The organism is Mycobacterium syngnathidarum, from assembly GCF_001942625.1.
GTDB classification, from domain to species: domain Bacteria; phylum Actinomycetota; class Actinomycetes; order Mycobacteriales; family Mycobacteriaceae; genus Mycobacterium; species Mycobacterium syngnathidarum.
This window is the reverse complement of record NZ_MLCL01000089.1, coordinates 1-19658: the sequence shown is the minus strand read 5'-3', so window position 1 is coordinate 19658 and position 19658 is coordinate 1. Positions and strand designations below refer to the sequence as shown.

Here is a 19658-nt window from a genome sequence, read left to right as displayed (position 1 = left end):
GGCGCGGGATTGCGTAGATATCAACTGACGCATCGGTTACCGTGGGGCTCCATGAGCGTGGCAGTGAATGTGACGAGCAGCTGGATCAACGGGGCGCCTGTGACGACGGCCGGGGCCACTCACCAGATCATCGACCCCGCGTCCGGTCGGCCTGTCGCCGAGTATGCCCTGGCCACCCCGGCCGACGTGGACAACGCCGTCGACGCCGCCCGTCAGGCGTTTCCCGCCTGGTCGAAGGCCACCCCGGCCGAGCGCTCGGCGGTCCTGGCCAAGCTGGCCGAACTCGCCGACGAGCACGCCGACCAGTTGATCGCCGAGGAAGTCGCCCAGACCGGAAAGCCGGTACGGCTGGCCACCGAGTTCGATGTCCCCGGCAGCATCGACAACATCGACTTCTTCGCCGGTGCCGCCCGCCGCCTCGAGGGCAAGGCCTCCGCGGAGTACTCCGGTGACCACACGTCCAGCATCCGGCGGGAGGCCGTCGGCGTCGTCGCCACCATCACGCCGTGGAACTACCCGCTGCAGATGGCGGTATGGAAGGTCATCCCGGCACTGGCGGCCGGCTGCTCCGTCGTCATCAAACCCGCCGAGATCACCCCGATGACCACCCTCACGCTGGCCCGGCTCGCCACCGAGGCCGGTCTGCCCGCCGGTGTGTTCAACGTCGTGACCGGCGGAGGTGCCGACGTCGGCACCGCGCTGGCCGGGCACCGCGACGTCGACGTGGTCACCTTCACCGGATCCACCGCCGTCGGCCGCAAGGTCATGGCCGCCGCCGCGGTGCATGGCCACCGCACTCAGCTTGAGCTGGGTGGAAAGGCCCCGTTCGTGGTGTTCGACGACGCCGATCTCGATGCGGCGATCCAGGGTGCGGTGGCCGGAGCGCTGATCAACACCGGACAGGACTGCACCGCCGCCACCAGGGCGATCGTCGCCCGCGACCTGTACGACGACTTCGTTGCCGGCGTCGCCGAGGTGATGAGCAAGATCGTCGTCGGTGACCCACACGATCCCGACACCGACCTGGGCCCACTGATCTCGTTCGCGCACCGCGACAAGGTGGCGGGGATGGTGGCCCGCGCGCCTGAACAGGGCGGACGCGTCGTCACCGGCGGGGTGGTGCCCGACTTGCCCGGTGCGTTCTACCGGCCCACCCTGATCGCCGATGTTGCCGAGACCGCCGAGGTCTACCGCGACGAGGTCTTCGGGCCGGTGCTGACCGTGCGGCCTTTCGCTGACGACGACGACGCGATCCGGCAGGCCAACGACACGGTCTACGGGCTGGCCGCCTCGGCCTGGACCCGCGACGTGTACCGCGCCCAGCGGGCTTCCCGCGAGATCAACGCGGGCTGCGTGTGGATCAACGACCACATCCCGATCATCAGCGAGATGCCGCACGGCGGCGTCGGTGCTTCGGGCTTCGGCAAGGACATGAGCGACTACTCGTTCGAGGAGTACCTCACCATCAAGCACGTGATGAGCGACATCACCGGTGCTGCTGAAAAAGGCTGGCACCGAACGGTTTTCGCCCAGCGCTGATCTGCGTCCGGTCACCGCACGCTCGGATGCCACGCTGGAGTGGCCCTCGACGGCCGCAGCCACTCTGGCGTGGCGCTCGGCGGGATTAAGCTTGGGCTGTGACCACTGCGGCGCGCACCGACGAATTCGAGGCGCTGCGGCCGCACCTGCTGGCGGTCGCCTACCGGTTGACGGGTACCTATGCCGATGCCGAGGACATCGTGCAGGACGCCTGGCTGCGTTGGCATGACAACCAGACCACGATCGCCGACCTGCGGGCCTGGCTGACCACCGTCGTGAGCCGGCTCGGCCTGGACCGGTTGCGCTCCGCGGCGCACCGGCGCGAGGCCTACTACGGGGAATGGCTGCCAGAACCCGTCGTGACCGGGCTCGACGCGAACGATCCACTCAACGCGGTGGTGGCCGGGGAGGACGCCCGGTTCGCGGCAATGGTGGTGTTGGAACGGCTCACGCCTGATCAGCGCGTGGCCTTCGTATTGCACGACGGGTTCGGCGTGCCGTTCACCGAGATCGCCGGTGTGCTGGGGGTCAGCGACGCATCGGCGCGCCAGTTGGCCTCGCGGGCCCGGCGCGCGGTCGCCGACAATCCGCCGCCCGCGACGCCCGACGAGCTGCACAACCAGGTTGCCGGCGAACTGATGGCCGCCCTGGCATCGGGTGAGCTCGAAGCCGTTGTGCGGTTGCTGCACCCCGACGTCACGTTCACCGGCGATTCGAACCGTCGGGCCCCGACCGCTGCGCGCGTCATCCACGGACCGGACAAGGTGGCCCGGTTCATCCTGGGGCTGTCCAAGCGGTACGGGCCGAATTGGTTGGCCGGCAGTCAGTTCGCGCTCGTCAACGGCCAGCTGGGCGTCTACACGACCGGCGCGCCGGCCGGCGACGGCTACCCCGAGATGATGCCCCGGGTCACGATCTTCACCGTTCGTGACGGTTTGGTCTGCGCGGTCTGGGACGTCGCCAACCCCGACAAATTCACCGGATCCCCGATGCGAGGTGCGCAGTGATGCCGAACGACCCCGGAACATTGACCCATACGTTCAGCCGAATGATGTTTCGCGGCATGGACAAGATGCGACACCGCGACGCGTTCGACATCGGCACGCCGACCGGATCGGATTTCGCCGGTTTCGACAAATACCGGCAGATCGTGTTGGTGACTTACAAGCGGTCGGGGGAGGCGATGCCCAGCCCGATCAACCACGGGGTCGACGGCGGCAAGATCTATGTGCGCACAGATCCGTCGACCGGGAAGGTCAAGCGCATCCGCAACAACCCGAAAGTCCTTGTGGTGGCGAGCAATCTGCGCGGTAAGCCCACCGGACCGGTGGTGGCCGGCGTGGCCCGCATCCTGCCTGAGGCCGAGCATGCGCATGCCGAAGCCGTGATCGCCGCCAATTGGAGTGCTCCGATGAAGCTGTTCGAACGCAGCCTCGACTACGGCAGCCAACTCGCCGGGGTACCAACGGCTTACATCGAGATCACGCCGGCTGAGGTGTGACCGTCACAAGACGTACGGGATCAGCGCCTTGCGGTCGGTCGGGTAGTCGGGAAACTTGTCCTGATACCAGCTGTGTGTGCCCAACGCCCGGGGGATCAGATTGCCCGCGGTGATCAGCAGGATGGCGACGCCGGGCAACGCCCAGGTCAGCAGCGCGAACCCGGACCAGGCGACGATCTCGCCGAGATAGGCCGGGCTGGTGACGAACCGGAAGCCGCCGCCGAATGGGATCCTGTATTCGGTGGATGAGCCGCTTGCGCGAAGACCAGATGCAGATGCGCCGGGGCCGCCCTTGTCCCGCAGGTTCCGCACGATCGATTCGGAGTTGACCAGCAGCGCGAACCCGCACAGGTAGATCACCAGCCCCACCAGGAATCGAGGGTCGGTCAACCAGGCGGTGGTGTACTGCCCGAAGAAGTCGTGACTGAACAGGGTTCCGTTCAGGTAGCCGTGCATGGAGGTGACGAGCATGCCCATCACGATCACCGAGATGTTGAAGGTGCCGCGCTTGCCGGGGGCCTGGCGGATCGCCAGCGGAAAGAACCAACCGCGGTTGGCGTAGTGCAGCATCCAGATACCGGCGAGCACCAGCGACGTCGGCTCGAATCGGTGAGGCCCGGCCAGGTAGCTGATCAAGAACACCACGGTCGCGGGGATCTCCATCAGCCACCAGCCGAGCTTCGGGTTGAGGTTCAAGCCGAGCTTGGTCGACGAGAAGCGTCCGTAGGAACTCTGTGCGAAGAACCCGCCGATGATCACGAATGCCGCGAACGCGAAAGCCGCTGTCAGCACCGTGTCGTAGATCGTGTTGCCGGTGTACCAGTGCATGAGTGTCCCTACGTGAGCGGGTGATTTCTGTAACGTGTTCTACCACCCGGCCTCATCGCGCGATCACTCAGTGTCGGCCCACGGCACCCGGCACGCGTCTCCGGAATTGAAGCCCTGCTCGGTGATACCCAGCGCCGAGTACATCCGCGACCGCATGTTCTCCACACCGATCTGATAGGTCAGCTCGATCACGCCGTCGTCGCCGAAACGCTGACGGAGGTCGGCCACCTGCTCGTCGGTGACGGTGTGCGGGTCGGTGGTCATCGCGTCGGCGTAGGCGATCGCGGCGCGCTCGTCATCGGTGAACAGCGGGGAGGTGGCGTAGTCGTCGATCGACTTGAGCCGCTCGACGTCGAGGTTCTCGAGGCGCATGAGCATGGAGCCGAAGTCCACACACCACGAGCACCCGACGGCGCGGGCGGTCCAGAACACCGCGAGCTCGCGGACGGTTGCGGGCAGCTTCTTGGAGCCGCCCTGCAACAGCATCTCGTGGACGCCGTTGGCGACCAGCAGGCGTGGATGGTGGGCGGCAACCGCGAACGGCTCTGGCACCTCACCGAATTCGCGCTTGGCGTACCAGTACATGGCGCGGGTGAGCAGGCCGGCTTGCTTGGGGGTTACAGCGGGGATTCGTGTCTTTGTCTCGGTCATATGAGTTAGACGAGATGGCCCGTCAATGTGTGACGGGTTCCTTCGGCCGAACGTGAACAAGATGGCGAGGATTCCGACGATTCTCACCATCTTGTTCACATTGGCGGGCCGTGGAACCGGAAGGGCGCCGTCGTCGTCCTAATCGACATGGCAGGTGACTGGCCCTTTCTGGGCTCGGAGGCACTCGTGGCGGGCAAGCTCAATCGGTATCAGCTGACCACCCGCTACGAAATGCTGCACCGGGACGTGTATGTCCCGCGCGGTGCACTGCTCACGCCGGTCGACAAAGCCACCGCGGCTTGGCTCTGGTCAGGGCGGCGGGGAACTGCGGCCGGGTTGTCAGCGGCCGCGTTGCACGGCGCGCGGTGGATCAAAGACAGATATCCGGCTGAGCTCAACCACTCCAGCAGACACAAGGCCCGCGGAATCATCCTGCACAGCGATGTACTCACAGCTGACGAGCGTTGTCTGGTCCGCGGAATCCGGGCCACCACACCGGCTCGGACAGCGTTCGACCTGGGCCGCCGACGGGGGTTGACCGTCTCCGTCGAACGGGTTGACGCGCTGCTGCAGGCCTGCGATCTGAAACTTGTTGATGTACAGGCACTTATCAAAGTGCATCCGGGTGTGCGCGGGCTGGTGCAGTTGCGGCAGGTTCTCGATCTCGCCGACTACGGCGCCGAGTCGCCGCAGGAAACCCGTCTGCGTCTGCTCTATACCGACGCGGGCATGAGGCCGACCCAGACGCAGATCGAGGTATTCGATCATGGCCGGCAGGTGGGGAGGATCGACATGGGTTGGCTGGAGTGGAAGGTCGGGGTCCAATACGACGGGATCCAGCACTGGACCGATCCGCGACAACGCACCAAGGACATCGACCAGAACGTCGAATACCAGGATCTCGGCTGGCGGATAGTCCGAGTGGGTGCCGATCTACTCCGATACCGCCAGGGCACCGTCATCGCCCGCACTCGCGATGCCTTGCGCGCCGCGGGTGCGCCCTTTTGACGCCCAACGTGAAGAACATCGCGAGATTCTCCAGGAATCTCGCGATCTTCCTCACACTCGACAGAACAAAAACTAGCGCGCAAACATCAACGCGCGCTTGACCTCCTGGATCGCCTGGGTGACCTGGATGCCACGCGGGCAGGCCTCGGTGCAGTTGAACGTGGTGCGGCAGCGCCACACCCCGTCGACCTCGTTGAGGATGTCCAGCCGTTCGGCGGCCGCCTCGTCACGCGAGTCGAAGATGAACCGGTGGGCGTTGACGATCGCGGCCGGGCCGAAGTACGACCCTTCGCTCCAGTACACCGGGCACGACGTGGTGCAGCACGCGCACAGGATGCACTTGGTGGTGTCGTCGTACCGGGCCCGGTCGGTGGCGCTCTGGATGCGCTCCTTGGTGGGCGGGTTGCCGCTGGTGATCAGGTACGGCTTGACGGCACGGTAGGCGTCGAAGAACGGCTCCATGTCCACCACGAGGTCCTTCTCCACGGGCAGGCCGCGGATTGGCTCGATGGTGATGGTGAGCTGCTTGCCCGCCTTCTTCGGCAGCATGTCGCGCATGAGCACCTTGCAGGCCAGCCGGTTCACGCCGTTGATGCGCATGGCGTCCGAACCACACACCCCGTGGGCGCAGGAGCGCCGGAAGGTCAGCGTGCCGTCCAGGTAGCCCTTCACATACAGCAGCAGGTTGAGCAGCCGGTCGGTGGGCAGGCAGGGAACCCGGAAGCTCTGCCAGCCCGCGGCGTCGGGGTTCTCGGGGTTGAACCGGGCGATCTTCAGCGTGACCATCACTGCGCCCTCGGGCACGGGAGGCAGGGGCGGGTCGCCGGCTTCCGGCTTGTCGATGACAGGTGCACTCATGATCAGTACTTCCGTTCCATCGGCTCGTAGCGAGTCTGGACCACGGGCTTGTAGTCCAGCCGGATGTCGGCCAGCAGCCCGGGGCCTTCCTTGTACGCCATGGTGTGGCGCATGTAGTTGGTGTCGTCGCGGTCGGGGTAGTCCTCGCGTGCGTGCCCGCCGCGGGACTCCTTGCGGTTGAGCGCACCGACCACGGTGACCTCGGCCAGCTCCAGCAGGAAGCCCAGCTCGATGGCTTCGAGCAGGTCGCTGTTGTAGCGCTTGCCCTTGTCGTGCACCGTGATTCGCGCGTAGCGCTCCTTGAGTGCGTGGATGTCGGTCAGCGCCTGCTTGAGCGTTTCCTCGGTGCGGAACACCGCGGCGTTGTTGTCCATCGACTGCTGCAATGCGGTGCGGATGTCGGCGACGCGCTCGTTGCCGTGCTCGGAGAGGATGTCGCCGACCCAGCCGACCACCATGTCGGCCGGGTTCTCCGGCAGGTCGACATGGTTGTGGTTGGCGGCGTACTCGGCGGCGGCGATGCCGGCGCGACGGCCGAACACGTTGATGTCCAGCAGCGAGTTGGTGCCAAGACGGTTGGCGCCGTGCACCGACACGCACGCACATTCACCGGCGGCGTACAGGCCCGGGATGACGTTGGTGTTGTCGCGCAGCACCTGGCCGTGGACGGTGGTCGGGATGCCGCCCATGACGTAGTGGCAGGTCGGGTAGACCGGCACCAGTTCCTTGACCGGATCCACGCCCAGGTAGGTGCGGGCGAACTCGGTGATGTCGGGAAGCTTGGCCTCCAGCACGTCCTCACCGAGGTGACGCACGTCGATGTAGACGTAGTCCTTGTTCGGTCCGGCGCCGCGGCCTTCGAGCACCTCGAGCACCATCGACCGGGCGACGATGTCACGCGGCGCGAGGTCGACGATCGTCGGCGCGTAACGCTCCATGAACCGTTCGCCCTCGCCGTTGAGCAACCGGCCGCCCTCGCCGCGCACGGCTTCGGAGATCAGGATGCCCAGGCCGGCCAGGCCTGTCGGGTGGAACTGGTGGAACTCCATGTCCTCCAAGGGAAGTCCCTTGCGGAAGACGATGCCCAGGCCGTCACCGGTCAGGGTGTGGGCATTGGAGGTGGTCTTGTACATCCGGCCCGAACCGCCGGTGGCGAACACGATCGCCTTGGCGTGGAAGATGTGGATGTCGCCGGTCGCCAGCTCGTAGGCGATGACGCCGGTGGCCACCGGGCCGGCCGGGGTCTCGGTCAGCGCGATGTCCAGTGCGTAGAACTCGTTGAAGAACTCCACGTCGTGCTTGACGCAGTTTTGGTACAGCGTCTGCAGGATCATGTGGCCGGTGCGGTCGGCGGCGTAGCAGGCCCGGCGCACCGGGGCCTTGCCGTGATCGCGGGTGTGGCCGCCGAACCGGCGCTGGTCGATGCGGCCCTCGGGGGTGCGGTTGAAGGGCATCCCCATCTTCTCGAGGTCCAGCACCGCATCGATGGCCTCTTTGGCCATGATCTCGACGGCGTCCTGGTCAGCGAGGTAGTCGCCACCCTTGACGGTGTCGAAGGTGTGCCACTCCCAGTTGTCCTCTTCGACGTTGGCCAGTGCGGCGCACATGCCGCCCTGGGCCGCGCCGGTGTGCGAGCGCGTCGGGTACAGCTTGGTCAGCACGGCGGTGCGGACGCGGGGACCGGCCTCGACGGCCGCGCGCATGCCTGCGCCGCCGGCACCGACGATGACGACGTCGTAGCGGTGTTCCTGAATCATTGGTTAACCCCCAATATTCGGGTCGAAGGTGACCAGGACGTAGGTGCCCAGAACCAACGTGAACCCTGTCGCCAGCAGAAGCAGCGAATTCAGGTAGAACTTCGTGACGTTCTTACGGGCGTAGTCGCCGATGATGGTGCGCAGTCCGTTGGCCCCGTGGATCATCGCGAGCCACAGCAGGGCCATGTCCCAGATCTGCCAGAACGGGGAGGCCCAGCGCGCTGCGACGTAATTGAAGTCGATGCGGTAGACACCGTCCTGCCACATCAACATGATGAACAGGTGGCCGAGCGCCAGGAAGACCAGCGCCAGACCCGAGAACCGCATGAACAGCCAGGCGTACTTCTCGAAATAGGGAATGCCGCGGGGACGACGGGGCGCGCGGGGATGGTCCAGCGCGGCCGGCCGGTCGTGCTCACGTTCCATGACCGGTGCCGGGCGGCCCAACCGCGACTCGCCCGCTCCTGGCGCGCTCACAGGAACCGCTCCACCATGTGCATACCGATCACTCCTAGTGCTGCGATGAGGACCACGGCAAAGACGCCGACGGCGACCGCGAGCATCTGCCGCTGGTAGCGGGGACCCTGCTGCCAGAAGTCGATGAGGATGACGCGGATGCCGTTCAGTGCGTGGAAGAGCACTGCGGCAACCAGGCCCATCTCCATCAATCCGACGATGGGGGTCTTGTACGTCTCGATGACCTCGTTGTAGGCCTGCGGGCTCACCCGGACCAACGCGGTATCGAGAACGTGTACGAACAGGAAGAAGAAGATCGTGGCACCGGTAATACGGTGCAGCACCCAGGACCACATTCCCGGATCACCGCGATAAAGGGTGCGCCGTCGTGCTTTCCTGGGTTGCGGAGCCGGTACCTCCGTCTGAGTACTCATCGGGCCCTCCAACGCCATCGGTGGGACGTATGGGACTGCCTGTTAATTAGCCCCAAACCTCGGGGCGACTCTAAACCCATTTGTAGTGGCGAACGAATTACGGTTGAGCAGTTCGGCCCGCCAAACAGGGAAAAGTTAGGCTTACCTATCTTAATGTGCGGGTCGGGAATTGGGGTTTCGGAATGCATTCAGAACCTGTGGCCGGGGTGGTGGCATGAGCGCCGACGTAGACTGGAATATGTTGCGCAACAAGGCAATTGAGGTGTCATTCCACGCCTACGCACCCTATTCGGGCTATTCGGTGGGGGCTGCGGCCCTCGTCGACGACGGTCGGATCGTGGCCGGCTGCAATGTGGAGAATGTCTCATATGGCCTAGGTCTCTGTGCCGAGTGTGCTGTGGCCTGTGCCCTGCATTCCGGGGGCGGCGGAAGGCTCGTCGCGCTGTCGTGTGTAGGGCCCGACGGGGGCCTGCTGATGCCCTGCGGACGGTGCCGTCAGGTGTTGCTGGAGCACGGCGGGCCCGGGCTGCTGATCGACCATCCTGACGGTGCGCGGCCACTGCGCGAGCTGTTGCCCGACGCCTTCGGTCCCGACGATCTGGGGCGCCGGTAAGGCCAAGTGGTCCAACAACTCCGGGTTACTGGCGAGTAGGTTTGGCGTCATGCCGCATCTCGACGCTCCCACCGTCATCCGCACCAAACGTGACGGCGGGATGCTGTCCGATGCCGCGATCGATTGGGTGATCGACGGCTACACCCATGGACGGGTCGCCGACGAGCAGATGTCGGCGCTGTTGATGGCCATCTTCCTCAACGGTATGGCCTCGGCCGAGACCGCCCGGTGGACCGCGGCCATGGTCGATTCCGGGGAACGGTTCGACTTCACCGACCTACGTCGTGAGGGAAAGCCACTCGCCTTGGTGGACAAGCACTCCACCGGTGGGGTGGGGGACAAGATCACCATTCCGCTGCTGCCGGTCGTGATGGCCTGTGGCGCAGCCGTGCCGCAGGCCTCAGGGCGCGGGCTCGGGCATACCGGCGGCACGCTGGACAAGCTCGAGGCGATCCCGGGATTCACCGCAGAGCTGTCGAAAGACCGGATCCGGCAACAACTTCGGGACATCGGTGCGGCAGTGTTCGCCGCAGGCGAGCTGGCGCCGGCCGATCGCAAGATCTACGCATTGCGCGACATCACCTCGACAGTTGACTCACTGCCACTCATCGCGAGTTCCATCATGAGCAAGAAACTGGCCGAGGGGGCGCGGTCCCTGGTGCTCGACGTCAAGGTGGGGCGCGGGGCGTTTCTCAAGACCGAGGCCGAGGCGCGGGAGCTGGCCGCCACGATGGTCGGGCTCGGCAACGACTACGAGGTCTCGACCCGGGCGCTTCTGACCGACATGAACTGCCCGCTGGGCCGCGCCGTCGGCAACTCCGTGGAAGTCACCGAGTCCCTGGAGGTGCTGGCCGGGGGCGGGCCGGCCGACGTCGTCGCGCTGACGCTGGCGCTGGCGACCGAAATGCTCGACGCGGCCGGCATCGACGGCGTGGATCCGGCCGAGACCCTGCGAAACGGCAGCGCGATGGATTGCTTTCGTGCGCTGGTGACCGCCCAGGGCGGTGACCTGAGCCGGCCTCTGCCGATCGGGGCGGTTAGCGAGACGGTGACGGCCCCGCACGGCGGTTTCATGGGCGACCTGGACGCCATGGGCGTGGCGATGGCGGCGTGGCGCCTGGGCGCCGGCCGGGCGCAGCCCGGTGAGCCGGTGCAGTTCGGCGCCGGTGTGCGGATCCACCGCACGCCCGGCGAGCCCGTGGCCGCCGGGGAGGCGCTGTTCACGCTGTACACCGAGACCGCCGACCGGCTACCGGCGGCGCTGGCCGAACTCGACGGCGCCTGGACTGTCGGCGACGCGGTGCCCGCCCGGTGGCCACTGATCATCGACCGGATTTCCCAATCGGTCGGCGAATCATGTTGACGACCGATCGCATCCACCAAAACGGTTGCAGCGCATCAGCCGAGTAGCCCACGCCCGATGAGCATGTACACAGCCCAAACCGACAGTACGGTGATGAGCGCGATCTCCCTCCACGCGAGCATTGGCCGATCCTGGATCGCATAGGAGATGATCTGGATCGGTGACGCCGGCTGCTTCGGGCTCCGATTGTCGGAGAGCCGACGATTGAATCGGTGGAAGAACAGCTGTATCAACGTCATCCCAACGGTGAGCCCGGTGATGAAGCTGAGATAGTGCATGTCCGCGGCGAATTGCAGCGCCACCAGGATGAGCACGGCGATCAGCAGCACCCGGTCGGCCACCGCGAGGCGGCGCGGTCCGGCTGAATAGTGCGCCGCTACCTTGGCGATCCGTCTCTCGTAGGGAACCACCAGCCAGGCCGTGAATTTCGCCAAGCTCTGCACGGTGATCACCAGCAGCAGAATTATCAGCACAAGTTCCATCTACGACCCTCTTACGGTTGAATTGGCGCCTCGAAACCACGACAACAACTCCGACGTGCCGACGATCGTGATGGCACCTTCGGAAAGTCCGAGGATCCGTTCGATCGCGGCGGTATAGGCCAAAATCACCCCGTCAATGTCGGTGCGGACGGCCCGGCCGGCTTCGAACGCGAAGAACAGCCCTGCGAGCTCGTCGTTCAGGTCCTGGATCAGCGTGATCAGTAGGCGGCCGATCGATTCTGGAGCGACGGTGTCGATGGCTCCTTGGTCGACACCCCGGCGGACTATGGCTGCCAGGAGTGGAGCGTGACGGTCGATCAGATGAGTGCGCAGCCTGGCCCGGACCAGCACGTTGTCCTCGGAATACCACATGTGGAGTGCATTGTTCGCGCTGCCGTGGTGCTGAAGTTTTCCACCGGCCAGGGTGCCGAAATACGCGCGAAGCTGGTCGAGTGCGTCCGGGCCCGCCCCGTCGACGGCTGCCCGTAGCCGTGCCAGTAGGGCTTCCCCCATGCGTTCGACAACCGCCCACAGCAAGTCCTGTTTCGAGCCGAAGTAGTGGTAGAGCGCACCTCTCGACGTACCGGTCGCGTCCAATACGTCCTGGATGCTCATCTGGGCAAAACCCTTGCCGGCGATCAACTCTTGTGTGGCGGCCAGGAACTCATCGCGGCGACGCGCGTGGGCCAGCGCATCGACTGTTCGCGCCATCACGCCTCTCCCGAATAATAGACCGATTGTCGGTCTATTATTAGACAACCGACCATCGGCGTTCAATACCGCCGATGGTCGCGCATGATGGGGTCATGAGTACGCCGCTGAGTCTGGAGAAGATCCACCACGCTCCCAAGGCCCTGCTGCACGATCACCTGGACGGCGGGTTGCGGCCGTCGACCGTGCTCGACCTGGCCGGCCAGCTGGGTTATGACGACCTGCCGGCCACCGAGCTCGACGAACTGGCAACGTTCTTCCGCACGGCCGCCCACAGCGGTTCCCTGGTGCGCTACCTGGAGCCGTTCGCCCACACGGTCGGGGTGATGCAGACGCCTGAGGCGCTGCACCGCGTCGCCTTCGAATGCGTCGAGGACCTCGCCGCGGACAACGTCGTCTACGCAGAGGTGCGGTTCGCGCCCGAATTGCACATCGATCGTGGACTGTCGCTGGACGACGTGGTCGACGCCGTGCTCGCCGGATTCGCCGACGGTGAGAAGGCGGCCTCGGCCGAAGGGCGCACCATCACCGTGCGCTGCCTGGTCACTGCGATGCGCCACGCCGCCCGTTCCCGTGAGATCGCCGAGCTGGCAATCCGTTTCCGGGACAAGGGCGTTGTCGGGTTCGACATCGCCGGGGCCGAAGCCGGCTACCCGCCCACCCGCCACCTCGACGCATTCGAGTACATGCGAGGCAACAACGCGCGCTTCACGATTCACGCCGGTGAAGCATTCGGCCTGCCGTCGATCCACGAGGCCATCGCGTTCTGCGGGGCCGACCGGCTCGGACACGGTGTGCGCATCGTCGACGACATCACCGAACTCGACGACGGCACACCACACCTGGGCCGGCTGGCGTCCATCTTGCGCGACAAGCGAATCCCACTCGAACTGTGTCCCAGCAGCAACGTGCAGACCGGGGCCGCCCCCAGCATCGCCGAGCATCCGTTCGACCGGCTGGCGCGGCTGCGGTTCCGTGTCACCGTCAATACCGACAACCGGTTGATGAGCGACACCACCATGAGTCAGGAGATGTTGCGCTTGGTCGAGGCGTTCGGCTACGGCTGGAGTGATCTGGAGCGGTTCACGATCAATGCGATGAAGTCCGCCTTCATCCCGTTCGATCAACGGCTCGCGTTGATCGACGAGGTGATCAAGCCGCGGTACGCGGTGCTGGTGGGCTGACCGGGCGCAGGGCAAACCACCCGTGCGAAAATTTTCGGCGGAAACGCTGTAACGACGGAGTGAGCTGCTGCGACGATCCAGCACGCTCGACCATCATCAAGATCAGGCGATAATCGCGACCGACCCCTGCTGGGAACCGCCCCTCCGACTGGCGCGGCAGTGATCTGGTGCCGCCGATCGAGGCCGGCCGGTACTACTCGCTGCAGTTCAACGGCGCCTGGCACGCGCCGCGTTTCGGTGCCTGGGCTTCGGGTAGGAACTCCAAAAGAGGAGGCTCGTGTGCCACGAGGGTGCACACCCGGCCGGGGTGGCGGGCAACCAGTGTGCAGGCGCGCGCCGGGAACCTCCAGGGTGTGGGTGGAAAGGCCGGTCGATGCGGGTCATGAGTGGATTGACCGCGGCCGCCGCCGGAATTCATCGGCTCATCCCAGGGAGAGCGTCGAATACACTCCGAGCGTGAACCAGTGGGGGAGTTCGCCGTGGGGCGACAGTCAGGGTCAGCCGGGTGCGTCGGGGACGAGGGAATCGCCGTTCGGTCCGCCCGCGGTGCACCCCGGAGGGCCCCCGGTCTTCGGCGCCGCTCCCGGTTTTCCGGCCCCGGGTTACGGTGGCTACCCACCTCAGTTCAGTCCGCTGCCCCCCGAGGTTCGCCGCCGCGACGGGAAGGTCATCGGAATCGTTGTGGCTGCAGTGGTGGTCGTCGTGCTGGCCCTGGTGGTCGGCTCGATCGTATTCTGGATGTCAGGGTCGGACGAGTTGTCCGAGGCCGATGCCGCCGCTGGAAAAGCTGAGATTGCCGGTGTGGAGCGTCCGCCCGCTGCAGCGCAGCTACCCTCGCTGAGTGCGGCGCCCACCAACAACCTGTGGAGCTATCCGCCGGGTCCGGATTCCAACGCGTACCCGTTGGTCATGGGCGGCGATTCGAAAACCGTCATCGTCAATCTGAACAAGTCCATGATCGCGCTGGATGCCGCGAACGGTACGCCGCTGTGGCAGCAACCGCTTCCCGCGTCGTTCGGCAGGGTGGCGCACTGTGTCGTCGGTACATCGGGCGGGGCCGCCCTCTGTGCCGGCGGCAAGGAGGCGGTACTCGTCGATATGAGGTCCGGCGCGACGAAGGAATCCATGTCGACTGACGGCGTCCCTCAGGTCTATTCCGGTTCCGGTTTGCTCGCATTCGCCGACAACAAGAAAAACCTCACGGTGTTCGACGATTCTGGACAGCAGCTCTGGACGAAGCCGACAACTGGGTCGGCATCGGTGTACCTGGATCAAGGCGTCGTGGCAGAAGTGGGCGGCACCAGCACGAAGTTCTACGACGCCGAGTCCGGCGCCGATCTGTTCTCGATTGGCGCGGTCGACGAGCTCATCGCCACCAGTCGGGGCATCGTGGTGGCTGTACGCGGCAGGGCCCTCCTGAATTCGGACCACTTCCCCGAACAGCAGATCGATTTCTACTCCTTCACCGGCAAGCTCGCCTGGCGTATTCCCGCGGATCACGGCTATCGGCTGCCAAACACCGATCTGATGTCAAACCCCTCGTTCCCACGTTCGGTCGCGTACGCGACATCTGGGATTGTGTTGCCGATCGTGTACAGCGAGAGCAAGGGGGAGATCGCAGCGGTGGACACCCTGACCGGCGATTTTAAGTGGTCACAGCAGTTGCCGCTAACCCCGTCGCCTCGGGTCACGCTCGCGGGGGTGGGCAATCTGTGCATCGTGTCGTACGGGGAGGTGGGTTCGGACACGGGCGGGGTGCGCGCACGGGACTGCACAGACGGAACCGGCGCGTTCATTGAGAAGGCGAAGCTCGATAGCCTGGTCGCCGCCGACAACAACCAGATCGTCGGCGGGCATGACGTTGACCCCACGACCGCCTACGACGCCGCAACCGGCCAGCGATTGTGGCAGGTGGGGAGCGATGTCGGCATAGTCACATGGGTAGGAGCCGGGCTCTATGGAAACGGGCGCGGCAAGATCACCCGGCTGTCCTGAGGGCTACTCCGCCCGCAGGCGTGACTCCACGAACCGTTCCAGTGCGTCCCACTGCTCGACGGCCTCGGCGTGCGGGACCTCCGGCTTGCGGGCGTTCTCGTCGCCGAGCACGTAGCTCACGAACTTGCCCAGCGCCTTGGTCCGTGCGAGCGTCTCGTCGACGGTCTTGTCCTCGGCGTAGTCGCTGACGTCGCGCAACAGTTCGACGGCCAACTCCAACTGGTCGTGGTCGACCGCATCGGGCCCGTCGGCGATGTCGTCGGAGATGCCGGACAGGACGTAGATGTTCTCCTCGGCGACGTCCACCCGCAGGGAGCCGTCGGTGGCGGCGGTCCTGATGTCGTCGTAGGTGGCCAGGTCCGACAGGTCGTGGTCGTGTTCGTCGGCCAGATACCGAGCCAGCGCCCGCTCGGAGCTGAACACGCTGATACGACCGTTGCGCCCGAGGAAAACCGGGTCGTCGTCGAGGTAGCAGCGCAGGGTGTAGACGGTGCCCGAACCGGTCATGATGCGCACCGGGTCGATCCCGACCTTCTGCCAGAAGTCCTCGTCGTCACCCAGGACCGCGGTGTCGGCGGCGCTGCGTACCGGCTCGGCCGAGGCCTCGTCGTCCTCGTCGTCGGTTTCGGCGTCCTCGGTGTCCACCGCGACGTCGTCCTCGTCCTCCTCGGGGGCCGGCTCCTCGAGCTCGGCCTCGGCCTTCTTCACCGCATCGGCGTCGACGGCCTCAGGGATGGCGACGATCTCGTCGATGGAGTCGAGCACGCCGTCCCAGCCGCGGGCGATCACGGCTTCGATCTCAGCCCACCGCTTGCGTCCGGAGCGGCCGGTGAAGCCTTCCAGTCCGCCGCCGACCGTGCCGAGAACGGGGTTGCCGTTGAAGAACTTGCTGATGGCCGGCAACTCACACACCGAGCCGATCGAGGACACCACGACGAGGGTGCGGTGCAGGCGCGCGACGGATTCCTCGGTCGGCTTGTCGGAGACCAGGTCGGGCACCCCGACGATGTCGTACTCACGGTCCTCGGCCGGCTGCAGCTTGTGCGCGTTGGCCGCAGTCAGCTTGTCCCACTTCGGGTGATCGGCGAGGTCGTTGTCGGTGTTGGTGCGGACGAAGGCGACCAGGTCAGCGACAGATTCGAAGGCGTAGAGGGCGTCACCTTCGCCCAAGAAGGCCTCCCACTCGTCGCCGGCATCCCGCCAACGCGGAGCCCACAGTGTGTAAAGGTCGCCCTTGGTCAGCCCGAGCCGGACCGGCACGATGTCAGCAGCCATGCGGCACAGCCTAATGGGGTGCCCTGGACGCCAGTCAGCTTGTCTCCGGTTCGGGGCCTGCCGGTACTGCGCTCAGGCCGTGGGCCGCCAGAATCCCTGAAAGCCCTGACCGGCATTCGTGGTCCGGACGGGCGACAGCTTCACCGGATCACCGGCCTCGATCATCGTGTTCGGCCCGACGATCATCGCGACATGCCCGTCCCACACTGCCAGGTCACCCGGCCGCAGTGTTCCGGGCGACACTGCCTTGCCGATGTCCTGTTCCTGTGCCAGTCGGGGGATGTCCAGCCCGGCTTCGTGGTAGGCCCACTGGGTCAGGCCGCTGCAGTCCAAGCCGACGCCCGGGGTGGTACCGCCCCATCGGTAGGGCACGCCGAGTTGGGTCAACGCATGCCGCACGGCGCTGGCCGCCACGGCATTGGGGGCCACCGCGGTGCTGCCGTCCGGCAGCCGCACCGCCACCCCGTCACCGAACATCCCGGGGTCGCGTAGCCCGACCACGGCGTCCGCGCGATCGTCGGCCGGAGCCGCCGGTAGACCTGCGGCCCGGCTCCAACTTGCCGGCGCTGTGGCTCCCGACGACCCCGCGGCGGTCGGGGCGAAACCTCCGGAGCCGGCCGATCCCGCGTGCGTACCGGCCGCGGGCGCCGAGCCGGTGACCGCGTCGGCGCGCTGGTCGAGTTCGGTGCGAAGTTCGTCGACGACGGCCGTGGCCTCGGTGATCGCGCGTCGTGCTTCGGCCTGCATCTGCTGGGCCACTCCGGGTTCATCGAGGTGTGGAGCCAGCGCGGCGGCGCGTTCCTCGAAGCGGTCGATGATCGCCTGCAGTCGGATCCTGGCCCGGGCCACGGCCGAGCCTGCGTCCCGGGCCGCGCAGCTCAGGATCTGCGTGCGCTCGGCCAGGCTGGTGACTTCGGCCGCAGCGCGGGAGGCGAACTCCGCGGCCGCCGTCGCCGAGATGCCGGACCAATCCCCGGCGGCACGGTCCCACGACCGGCCGAGCGCAGCCGCGATGTCCGAAAGAGCGCCGTGGGCGCCGTCCATCGCGGCGACGGCGGGACGGTGGTCCGGCCAGCCGCTGCCGACGAGATCTCGCAGTTCGTACAGCGGCGCGGCCAACGCGATTGTGGACCCGGGCACGGCTACATCCGCGGCAACAGCGTGGCGGCTCGTTGACCGGCGGAGTCGTAGTCTGCGGCGGTACATCGAGCGCTGACGGCCCCGGCCCCCGTGCAGGCGCCGAGTGCCGCGACCGCATCGCGGTGTGCGCTGACGGCCTCGGCGAACGCGGTCGCGAACCGTTCGCCGACCTGGCCGAGCGCCGGTGCCGGGATCGATCGCAGGGAAACGGCCACGGCACTCAGATCGGCGGCGTGCGCATCGAGGGCATCGCCAAGGGCACGGATGGCCGCCAGGTCGGCGTGAAGGGTGTCGGCAGGCATGTGGTTAGGACGCCGGCCGACGCCGTTCGGTTCCCCTGTGTTTCAGATGGCGGTGCCGCCGCCGTCGACATGCAGCGTCGAGCCGGTGATGAACGCTGCGCGCGGTGACGACAAGAACAGCACCGCCTGGGCGATCTCCTCCGGGGTGGCCGTGCGGCCCAACGGCAGGGCCCGCCCGAGTTCCTCGTTCGTATCGCCCCATTGGGCCTCGACGCCTTCGGTGCGGGTCGGACCCGGCGCCACACTGTTGACCCGCACACCGCCGGAACCGAACTCGGCGGCCCAGGTCCGGGTCAGCGATTCAACGGCCGCTTTGGAAGCGCTGTAGGCCGAGGCGCCCGGCACCCCTTTCGAGGCGACCATCGAAGTGACGTTCACGATGCTGCCGCGGCCGCGCTCGAGCATGCCACCCACCAGTTGAGCCACCAGGAAATAGGTGCCGCGCACATTGGTGTCGAAGGTCTGCTCGAACGACGCGACATCCTGTTCCACCGTGAGCGCACCGGGAAAAGCAGCTGCGTTGTTGACCAGAATGTCGAGCTGATCACATTGGTGGGCAAGCGATTGCACCGACCCAAGGTCGGCAAGGTCGGCACGGATGAATCGGACCTCCCCGCCGAGTGCGGCTGCGGCATCACGGCCCCGCCGTTCGTCTCGTCCGGTGATGGTCACGGCCGCGCCCGCCCGCGCCAGCAGGTCGGCACTCGCCAACCCGATGCCGGCGGTGCCACCGGTCACCAGCGCACGGTACCCCTTGAGTTCTTCTCCGGATTCCATTGTGTCCCTCCATTGTTTCGTCACGCGACACGTCGGGTGTCGTCGTTGCCCAGAGCTGCCCTGAGGCGTTCGCGACTGCGGGCGATGCGCGACATGACGGTTCCCAGGGGGATTTCCATGCGCGCCGCGGTTTCGGCGTACGTCAGGCCTTCGATATCGGAGTAGTACAAAACCGTTCGGAAACCTTCGGGCAGCGTCAACACCGCATCGCGGATCCGGCTGTCGCAGAACATGTCGAGCGCACGGTCTTCGGCCGAGCGCTCGGCAGTCGCGGAATGATTTGCGCTGCAAAGCATGTCGCTGTCAGTGATCTCGGCAACGGCGAATGCATCGGGGCGTCGCTGCTTCATCCGGTGTGTACTTATCCACCGGTTGTGCAGGATGCGGAAGAGCCAGGCCCGCAGGTTGGTGCCCGGCTCGAACCGGCGGAAACCGGTGTAGGCGTTCATCAGTGTGTCCTGAACCAGGTCTTCGGCGTCGGCCTGGCTGTGGGTGAGCCGCCGGGCGGTGCGCAAGAGGATGGGGTGGAACGGCATGGCCTCGTGAACGAACCGCTCCGCGAGTTGCGCGTCAGACTCGACGCCGAGGACGGCCACGGCGCTGATTCCCGCCGGCGGGGCGGCGGTGACTTTCGTCATGGTCAGATCTCCAGAGCTAAGCCTCGATCCACTGATGAATTGGGGTAGGTGTGCCTCGCTGGGCTGTTGAGGGCTGGTCCTGGTCGCGGGCAGGGGGTATCTGCTGGTCTGTCCAGCTGTTCCTGTGCGCTCCGGTCGGGCCTTTC

20 protein-coding genes and 1 pseudogene are annotated in these 19658 nt (G+C 66.2%); 8 read left to right on the top strand and 13 right to left on the bottom strand.

Annotation, left to right across the window (positions count from 1 at the left end; translation table 11 throughout):
• Positions 1–51: 51 nt before the first annotated feature.
• From BKG60_RS25995 to BKG60_RS25985, 3 genes are all read left to right on the top strand, one after another.
• Positions 52–1539 (top strand): gamma-aminobutyraldehyde dehydrogenase, encoded by a 1488-nt coding sequence (locus BKG60_RS25995; RefSeq protein WP_075910183.1) that lies wholly within the window; start codon positions 52–54, stop codon positions 1537–1539.
• A gap of 98 nt (positions 1540–1637) precedes the next feature.
• Positions 1638–2546, top strand: a complete 909-nt coding sequence (locus BKG60_RS25990) for a sigma-70 family RNA polymerase sigma factor (RefSeq protein WP_070187329.1) — start codon at positions 1638–1640, stop codon at positions 2544–2546.
• Positions 2546–3040 carry a PPOX class F420-dependent oxidoreductase gene (locus tag BKG60_RS25985; protein WP_070945999.1) on the top strand — a complete coding sequence of 165 codons (495 nt, stop codon included), beginning with the start codon at positions 2546–2548 and terminating at the stop codon, positions 3038–3040. The genes BKG60_RS25990 and BKG60_RS25985 overlap by 1 nt, the downstream gene beginning before the upstream one ends.
• A gap of 3 nt (positions 3041–3043) precedes the next feature.
• Here BKG60_RS25985 and BKG60_RS25980 read toward each other — a convergent pair whose 3' ends face one another.
• Positions 3044–3868, bottom strand: a complete 825-nt coding sequence (locus BKG60_RS25980) for a phosphatidylethanolamine N-methyltransferase family domain-containing protein (protein WP_075910182.1) — start codon at positions 3866–3868, stop codon at positions 3044–3046.
• Between the two features lie 63 nt (positions 3869–3931).
• Positions 3932–4552: pseudogene (locus BKG60_RS25975) on the bottom strand (carboxymuconolactone decarboxylase family protein); the annotation flags it as partial.
• Positions 4553–4666: 114 nt separating this feature from the next.
• Between BKG60_RS25975 and BKG60_RS25970 the strand changes: the two are divergent.
• Positions 4667–5527, top strand: coding sequence for a carbohydrate kinase family protein (locus BKG60_RS25970; protein WP_075910180.1), 861 nt, complete (start codon positions 4667–4669; stop codon positions 5525–5527).
• 72 nt (positions 5528–5599) lie between these two features.
• On the opposite strand, the gene BKG60_RS25965 is transcribed toward BKG60_RS25970, so the two are convergent.
• Genes BKG60_RS25965 through sdhC form a run of 4 tightly spaced genes read right to left on the bottom strand, consistent with a single transcriptional unit; the run spans position 5600 to position 9032 of the window.
• The gene (locus BKG60_RS25965; protein ID WP_070187324.1) at positions 5600–6385 is read right to left on the bottom strand and encodes a succinate dehydrogenase iron-sulfur subunit; all 786 of its coding nucleotides are present in this window, start codon (positions 6383–6385) and stop codon (positions 5600–5602) included.
• A gap of 2 nt (positions 6386–6387) precedes the next feature.
• Complete coding sequence (gene sdhA / locus BKG60_RS25960) at positions 6388–8142, bottom strand: succinate dehydrogenase flavoprotein subunit (RefSeq protein WP_070946002.1); 1755 nt, start codon at positions 8140–8142, stop codon at positions 6388–6390.
• Between the two features lie 3 nt (positions 8143–8145).
• On the bottom strand, positions 8146–8568 hold the full coding sequence (locus BKG60_RS25955) for a succinate dehydrogenase hydrophobic membrane anchor subunit (RefSeq protein WP_255742026.1): 423 nt from the start codon (positions 8566–8568) through the stop codon (positions 8146–8148).
• A gap of 47 nt (positions 8569–8615) precedes the next feature.
• Positions 8616–9032 carry a succinate dehydrogenase, cytochrome b556 subunit gene (sdhC, locus tag BKG60_RS25950; RefSeq protein WP_075910179.1) on the bottom strand — a complete coding sequence of 139 codons (417 nt, stop codon included), beginning with the start codon at positions 9030–9032 and terminating at the stop codon, positions 8616–8618.
• Between the two features lie 214 nt (positions 9033–9246).
• Between sdhC and BKG60_RS25945 the strand changes: the two genes are divergently transcribed.
• Both BKG60_RS25945 and BKG60_RS25940 read left to right on the top strand, forming a co-directional pair.
• The gene (locus tag BKG60_RS25945) at positions 9247–9645 is read left to right on the top strand and encodes a cytidine deaminase (RefSeq protein WP_070946003.1); all 399 of its coding nucleotides are present in this window, start codon (positions 9247–9249) and stop codon (positions 9643–9645) included.
• 49 nt (positions 9646–9694) lie between these two features.
• Entirely contained in the window at positions 9695–11008 is a 1314-nt protein-coding gene (locus BKG60_RS25940; protein ID WP_075910178.1) for a thymidine phosphorylase, read from the top strand.
• A gap of 35 nt (positions 11009–11043) precedes the next feature.
• Here the strand turns inward: BKG60_RS25940 and BKG60_RS25935 are convergent, their stop codons facing one another.
• Together BKG60_RS25935 and BKG60_RS25930 are read right to left on the bottom strand one after the other, a co-directional pair.
• Positions 11044–11490, bottom strand: coding sequence for a hypothetical protein (locus BKG60_RS25935; protein ID WP_075910177.1), 447 nt, complete (start codon positions 11488–11490; stop codon positions 11044–11046).
• Positions 11491–12201 carry a TetR/AcrR family transcriptional regulator gene (locus BKG60_RS25930; RefSeq protein WP_075910176.1) on the bottom strand — a complete coding sequence of 237 codons (711 nt, stop codon included), beginning with the start codon at positions 12199–12201 and terminating at the stop codon, positions 11491–11493.
• A 95-nt stretch (positions 12202–12296) separates the two neighbouring features.
• Here BKG60_RS25930 and BKG60_RS25925 point away from each other — a divergent pair, with 95 nt between their 5' ends.
• The gene (locus BKG60_RS25925) at positions 12297–13385 is read left to right on the top strand and encodes an adenosine deaminase (protein WP_075910291.1); all 1089 of its coding nucleotides are present in this window, start codon (positions 12297–12299) and stop codon (positions 13383–13385) included.
• Between the two features lie 681 nt (positions 13386–14066).
• Positions 14067–15380 (top strand): outer membrane protein assembly factor BamB family protein, encoded by a 1314-nt coding sequence (locus BKG60_RS25920; protein WP_131827534.1) that lies wholly within the window; start codon positions 14067–14069, stop codon positions 15378–15380.
• Positions 15381–15383: 3 nt separating this feature from the next.
• Here BKG60_RS25920 and satS read toward each other — a convergent pair whose 3' ends face one another.
• From satS to BKG60_RS25895, 5 genes are all read right to left on the bottom strand, one after another.
• Positions 15384–16655 carry a protein export chaperone SatS gene (satS, locus tag BKG60_RS25915; RefSeq protein ID WP_075910174.1) on the bottom strand — a complete coding sequence of 424 codons (1272 nt, stop codon included), beginning with the start codon at positions 16653–16655 and terminating at the stop codon, positions 15384–15386.
• Between the two features lie 72 nt (positions 16656–16727).
• Entirely contained in the window at positions 16728–17795 is a 1068-nt protein-coding gene (locus BKG60_RS25910; RefSeq protein WP_075910173.1) for a C40 family peptidase, read from the bottom strand.
• A 2-nt stretch (positions 17796–17797) separates the two neighbouring features.
• Positions 17798–18097 carry a hypothetical protein gene (locus tag BKG60_RS25905; protein WP_075910172.1) on the bottom strand — a complete coding sequence of 100 codons (300 nt, stop codon included), beginning with the start codon at positions 18095–18097 and terminating at the stop codon, positions 17798–17800.
• Positions 18098–18139: 42 nt separating this feature from the next.
• Positions 18140–18874 (bottom strand): SDR family NAD(P)-dependent oxidoreductase, encoded by a 735-nt coding sequence (locus tag BKG60_RS25900; protein ID WP_075910171.1) that lies wholly within the window; start codon positions 18872–18874, stop codon positions 18140–18142.
• A 20-nt stretch (positions 18875–18894) separates the two neighbouring features.
• Entirely contained in the window at positions 18895–19512 is a 618-nt protein-coding gene (locus BKG60_RS25895; RefSeq protein WP_070946008.1) for a sigma-70 family RNA polymerase sigma factor, read from the bottom strand.
• Positions 19513–19658 lie beyond the last annotated feature (146 nt).

Bases quoted from the DNA above. Each gene is read 5' to 3' on its own strand.
- BKG60_RS25995 (WP_075910183.1), top strand. From the start codon at position 52: ATGAGCGTGGCAGTGAATGTGACGAGCAGCTGGATCAACGGGGCGCCT.
- BKG60_RS25985 (WP_070945999.1), top strand. From the start codon at position 2,546: ATGCCGAACGACCCCGGAACATTGACCCATACGTTCAGCCGAATGATG.
- BKG60_RS25980 (WP_075910182.1), bottom strand. From the start codon at position 3,868: ATGCACTGGTACACCGGCAACACGATCTACGACACGGTGCTGACAGCG.
- BKG60_RS25970 (WP_075910180.1), top strand. From the start codon at position 4,667: ATGGCAGGTGACTGGCCCTTTCTGGGCTCGGAGGCACTCGTGGCGGGC.
- BKG60_RS25965 (WP_070187324.1), bottom strand. From the start codon at position 6,385: ATGAGTGCACCTGTCATCGACAAGCCGGAAGCCGGCGACCCGCCCCTG.
- sdhA (WP_070946002.1), bottom strand. From the start codon at position 8,142: ATGATTCAGGAACACCGCTACGACGTCGTCATCGTCGGTGCCGGCGGC.
- BKG60_RS25955 (WP_255742026.1), bottom strand. From the start codon at position 8,568: ATGGAACGTGAGCACGACCGGCCGGCCGCGCTGGACCATCCCCGCGCG.
- sdhC (WP_075910179.1), bottom strand. From the start codon at position 9,032: ATGAGTACTCAGACGGAGGTACCGGCTCCGCAACCCAGGAAAGCACGA.
- BKG60_RS25945 (WP_070946003.1), top strand. From the start codon at position 9,247: ATGAGCGCCGACGTAGACTGGAATATGTTGCGCAACAAGGCAATTGAG.
- BKG60_RS25940 (WP_075910178.1), top strand. From the start codon at position 9,695: ATGCCGCATCTCGACGCTCCCACCGTCATCCGCACCAAACGTGACGGC.
- BKG60_RS25935 (WP_075910177.1), bottom strand. From the start codon at position 11,490: ATGGAACTTGTGCTGATAATTCTGCTGCTGGTGATCACCGTGCAGAGC.
- BKG60_RS25930 (WP_075910176.1), bottom strand. From the start codon at position 12,201: ATGGCGCGAACAGTCGATGCGCTGGCCCACGCGCGTCGCCGCGATGAG.
- BKG60_RS25925 (WP_075910291.1), top strand. From the start codon at position 12,297: ATGAGTACGCCGCTGAGTCTGGAGAAGATCCACCACGCTCCCAAGGCC.
- satS (WP_075910174.1), bottom strand. From the start codon at position 16,655: ATGGCTGCTGACATCGTGCCGGTCCGGCTCGGGCTGACCAAGGGCGAC.
- BKG60_RS25905 (WP_075910172.1), bottom strand. From the start codon at position 18,097: ATGCCTGCCGACACCCTTCACGCCGACCTGGCGGCCATCCGTGCCCTT.
- BKG60_RS25900 (WP_075910171.1), bottom strand. From the start codon at position 18,874: ATGGAATCCGGAGAAGAACTCAAGGGGTACCGTGCGCTGGTGACCGGT.
- BKG60_RS25895 (WP_070946008.1), bottom strand. From the start codon at position 19,512: ATGACGAAAGTCACCGCCGCCCCGCCGGCGGGAATCAGCGCCGTGGCC.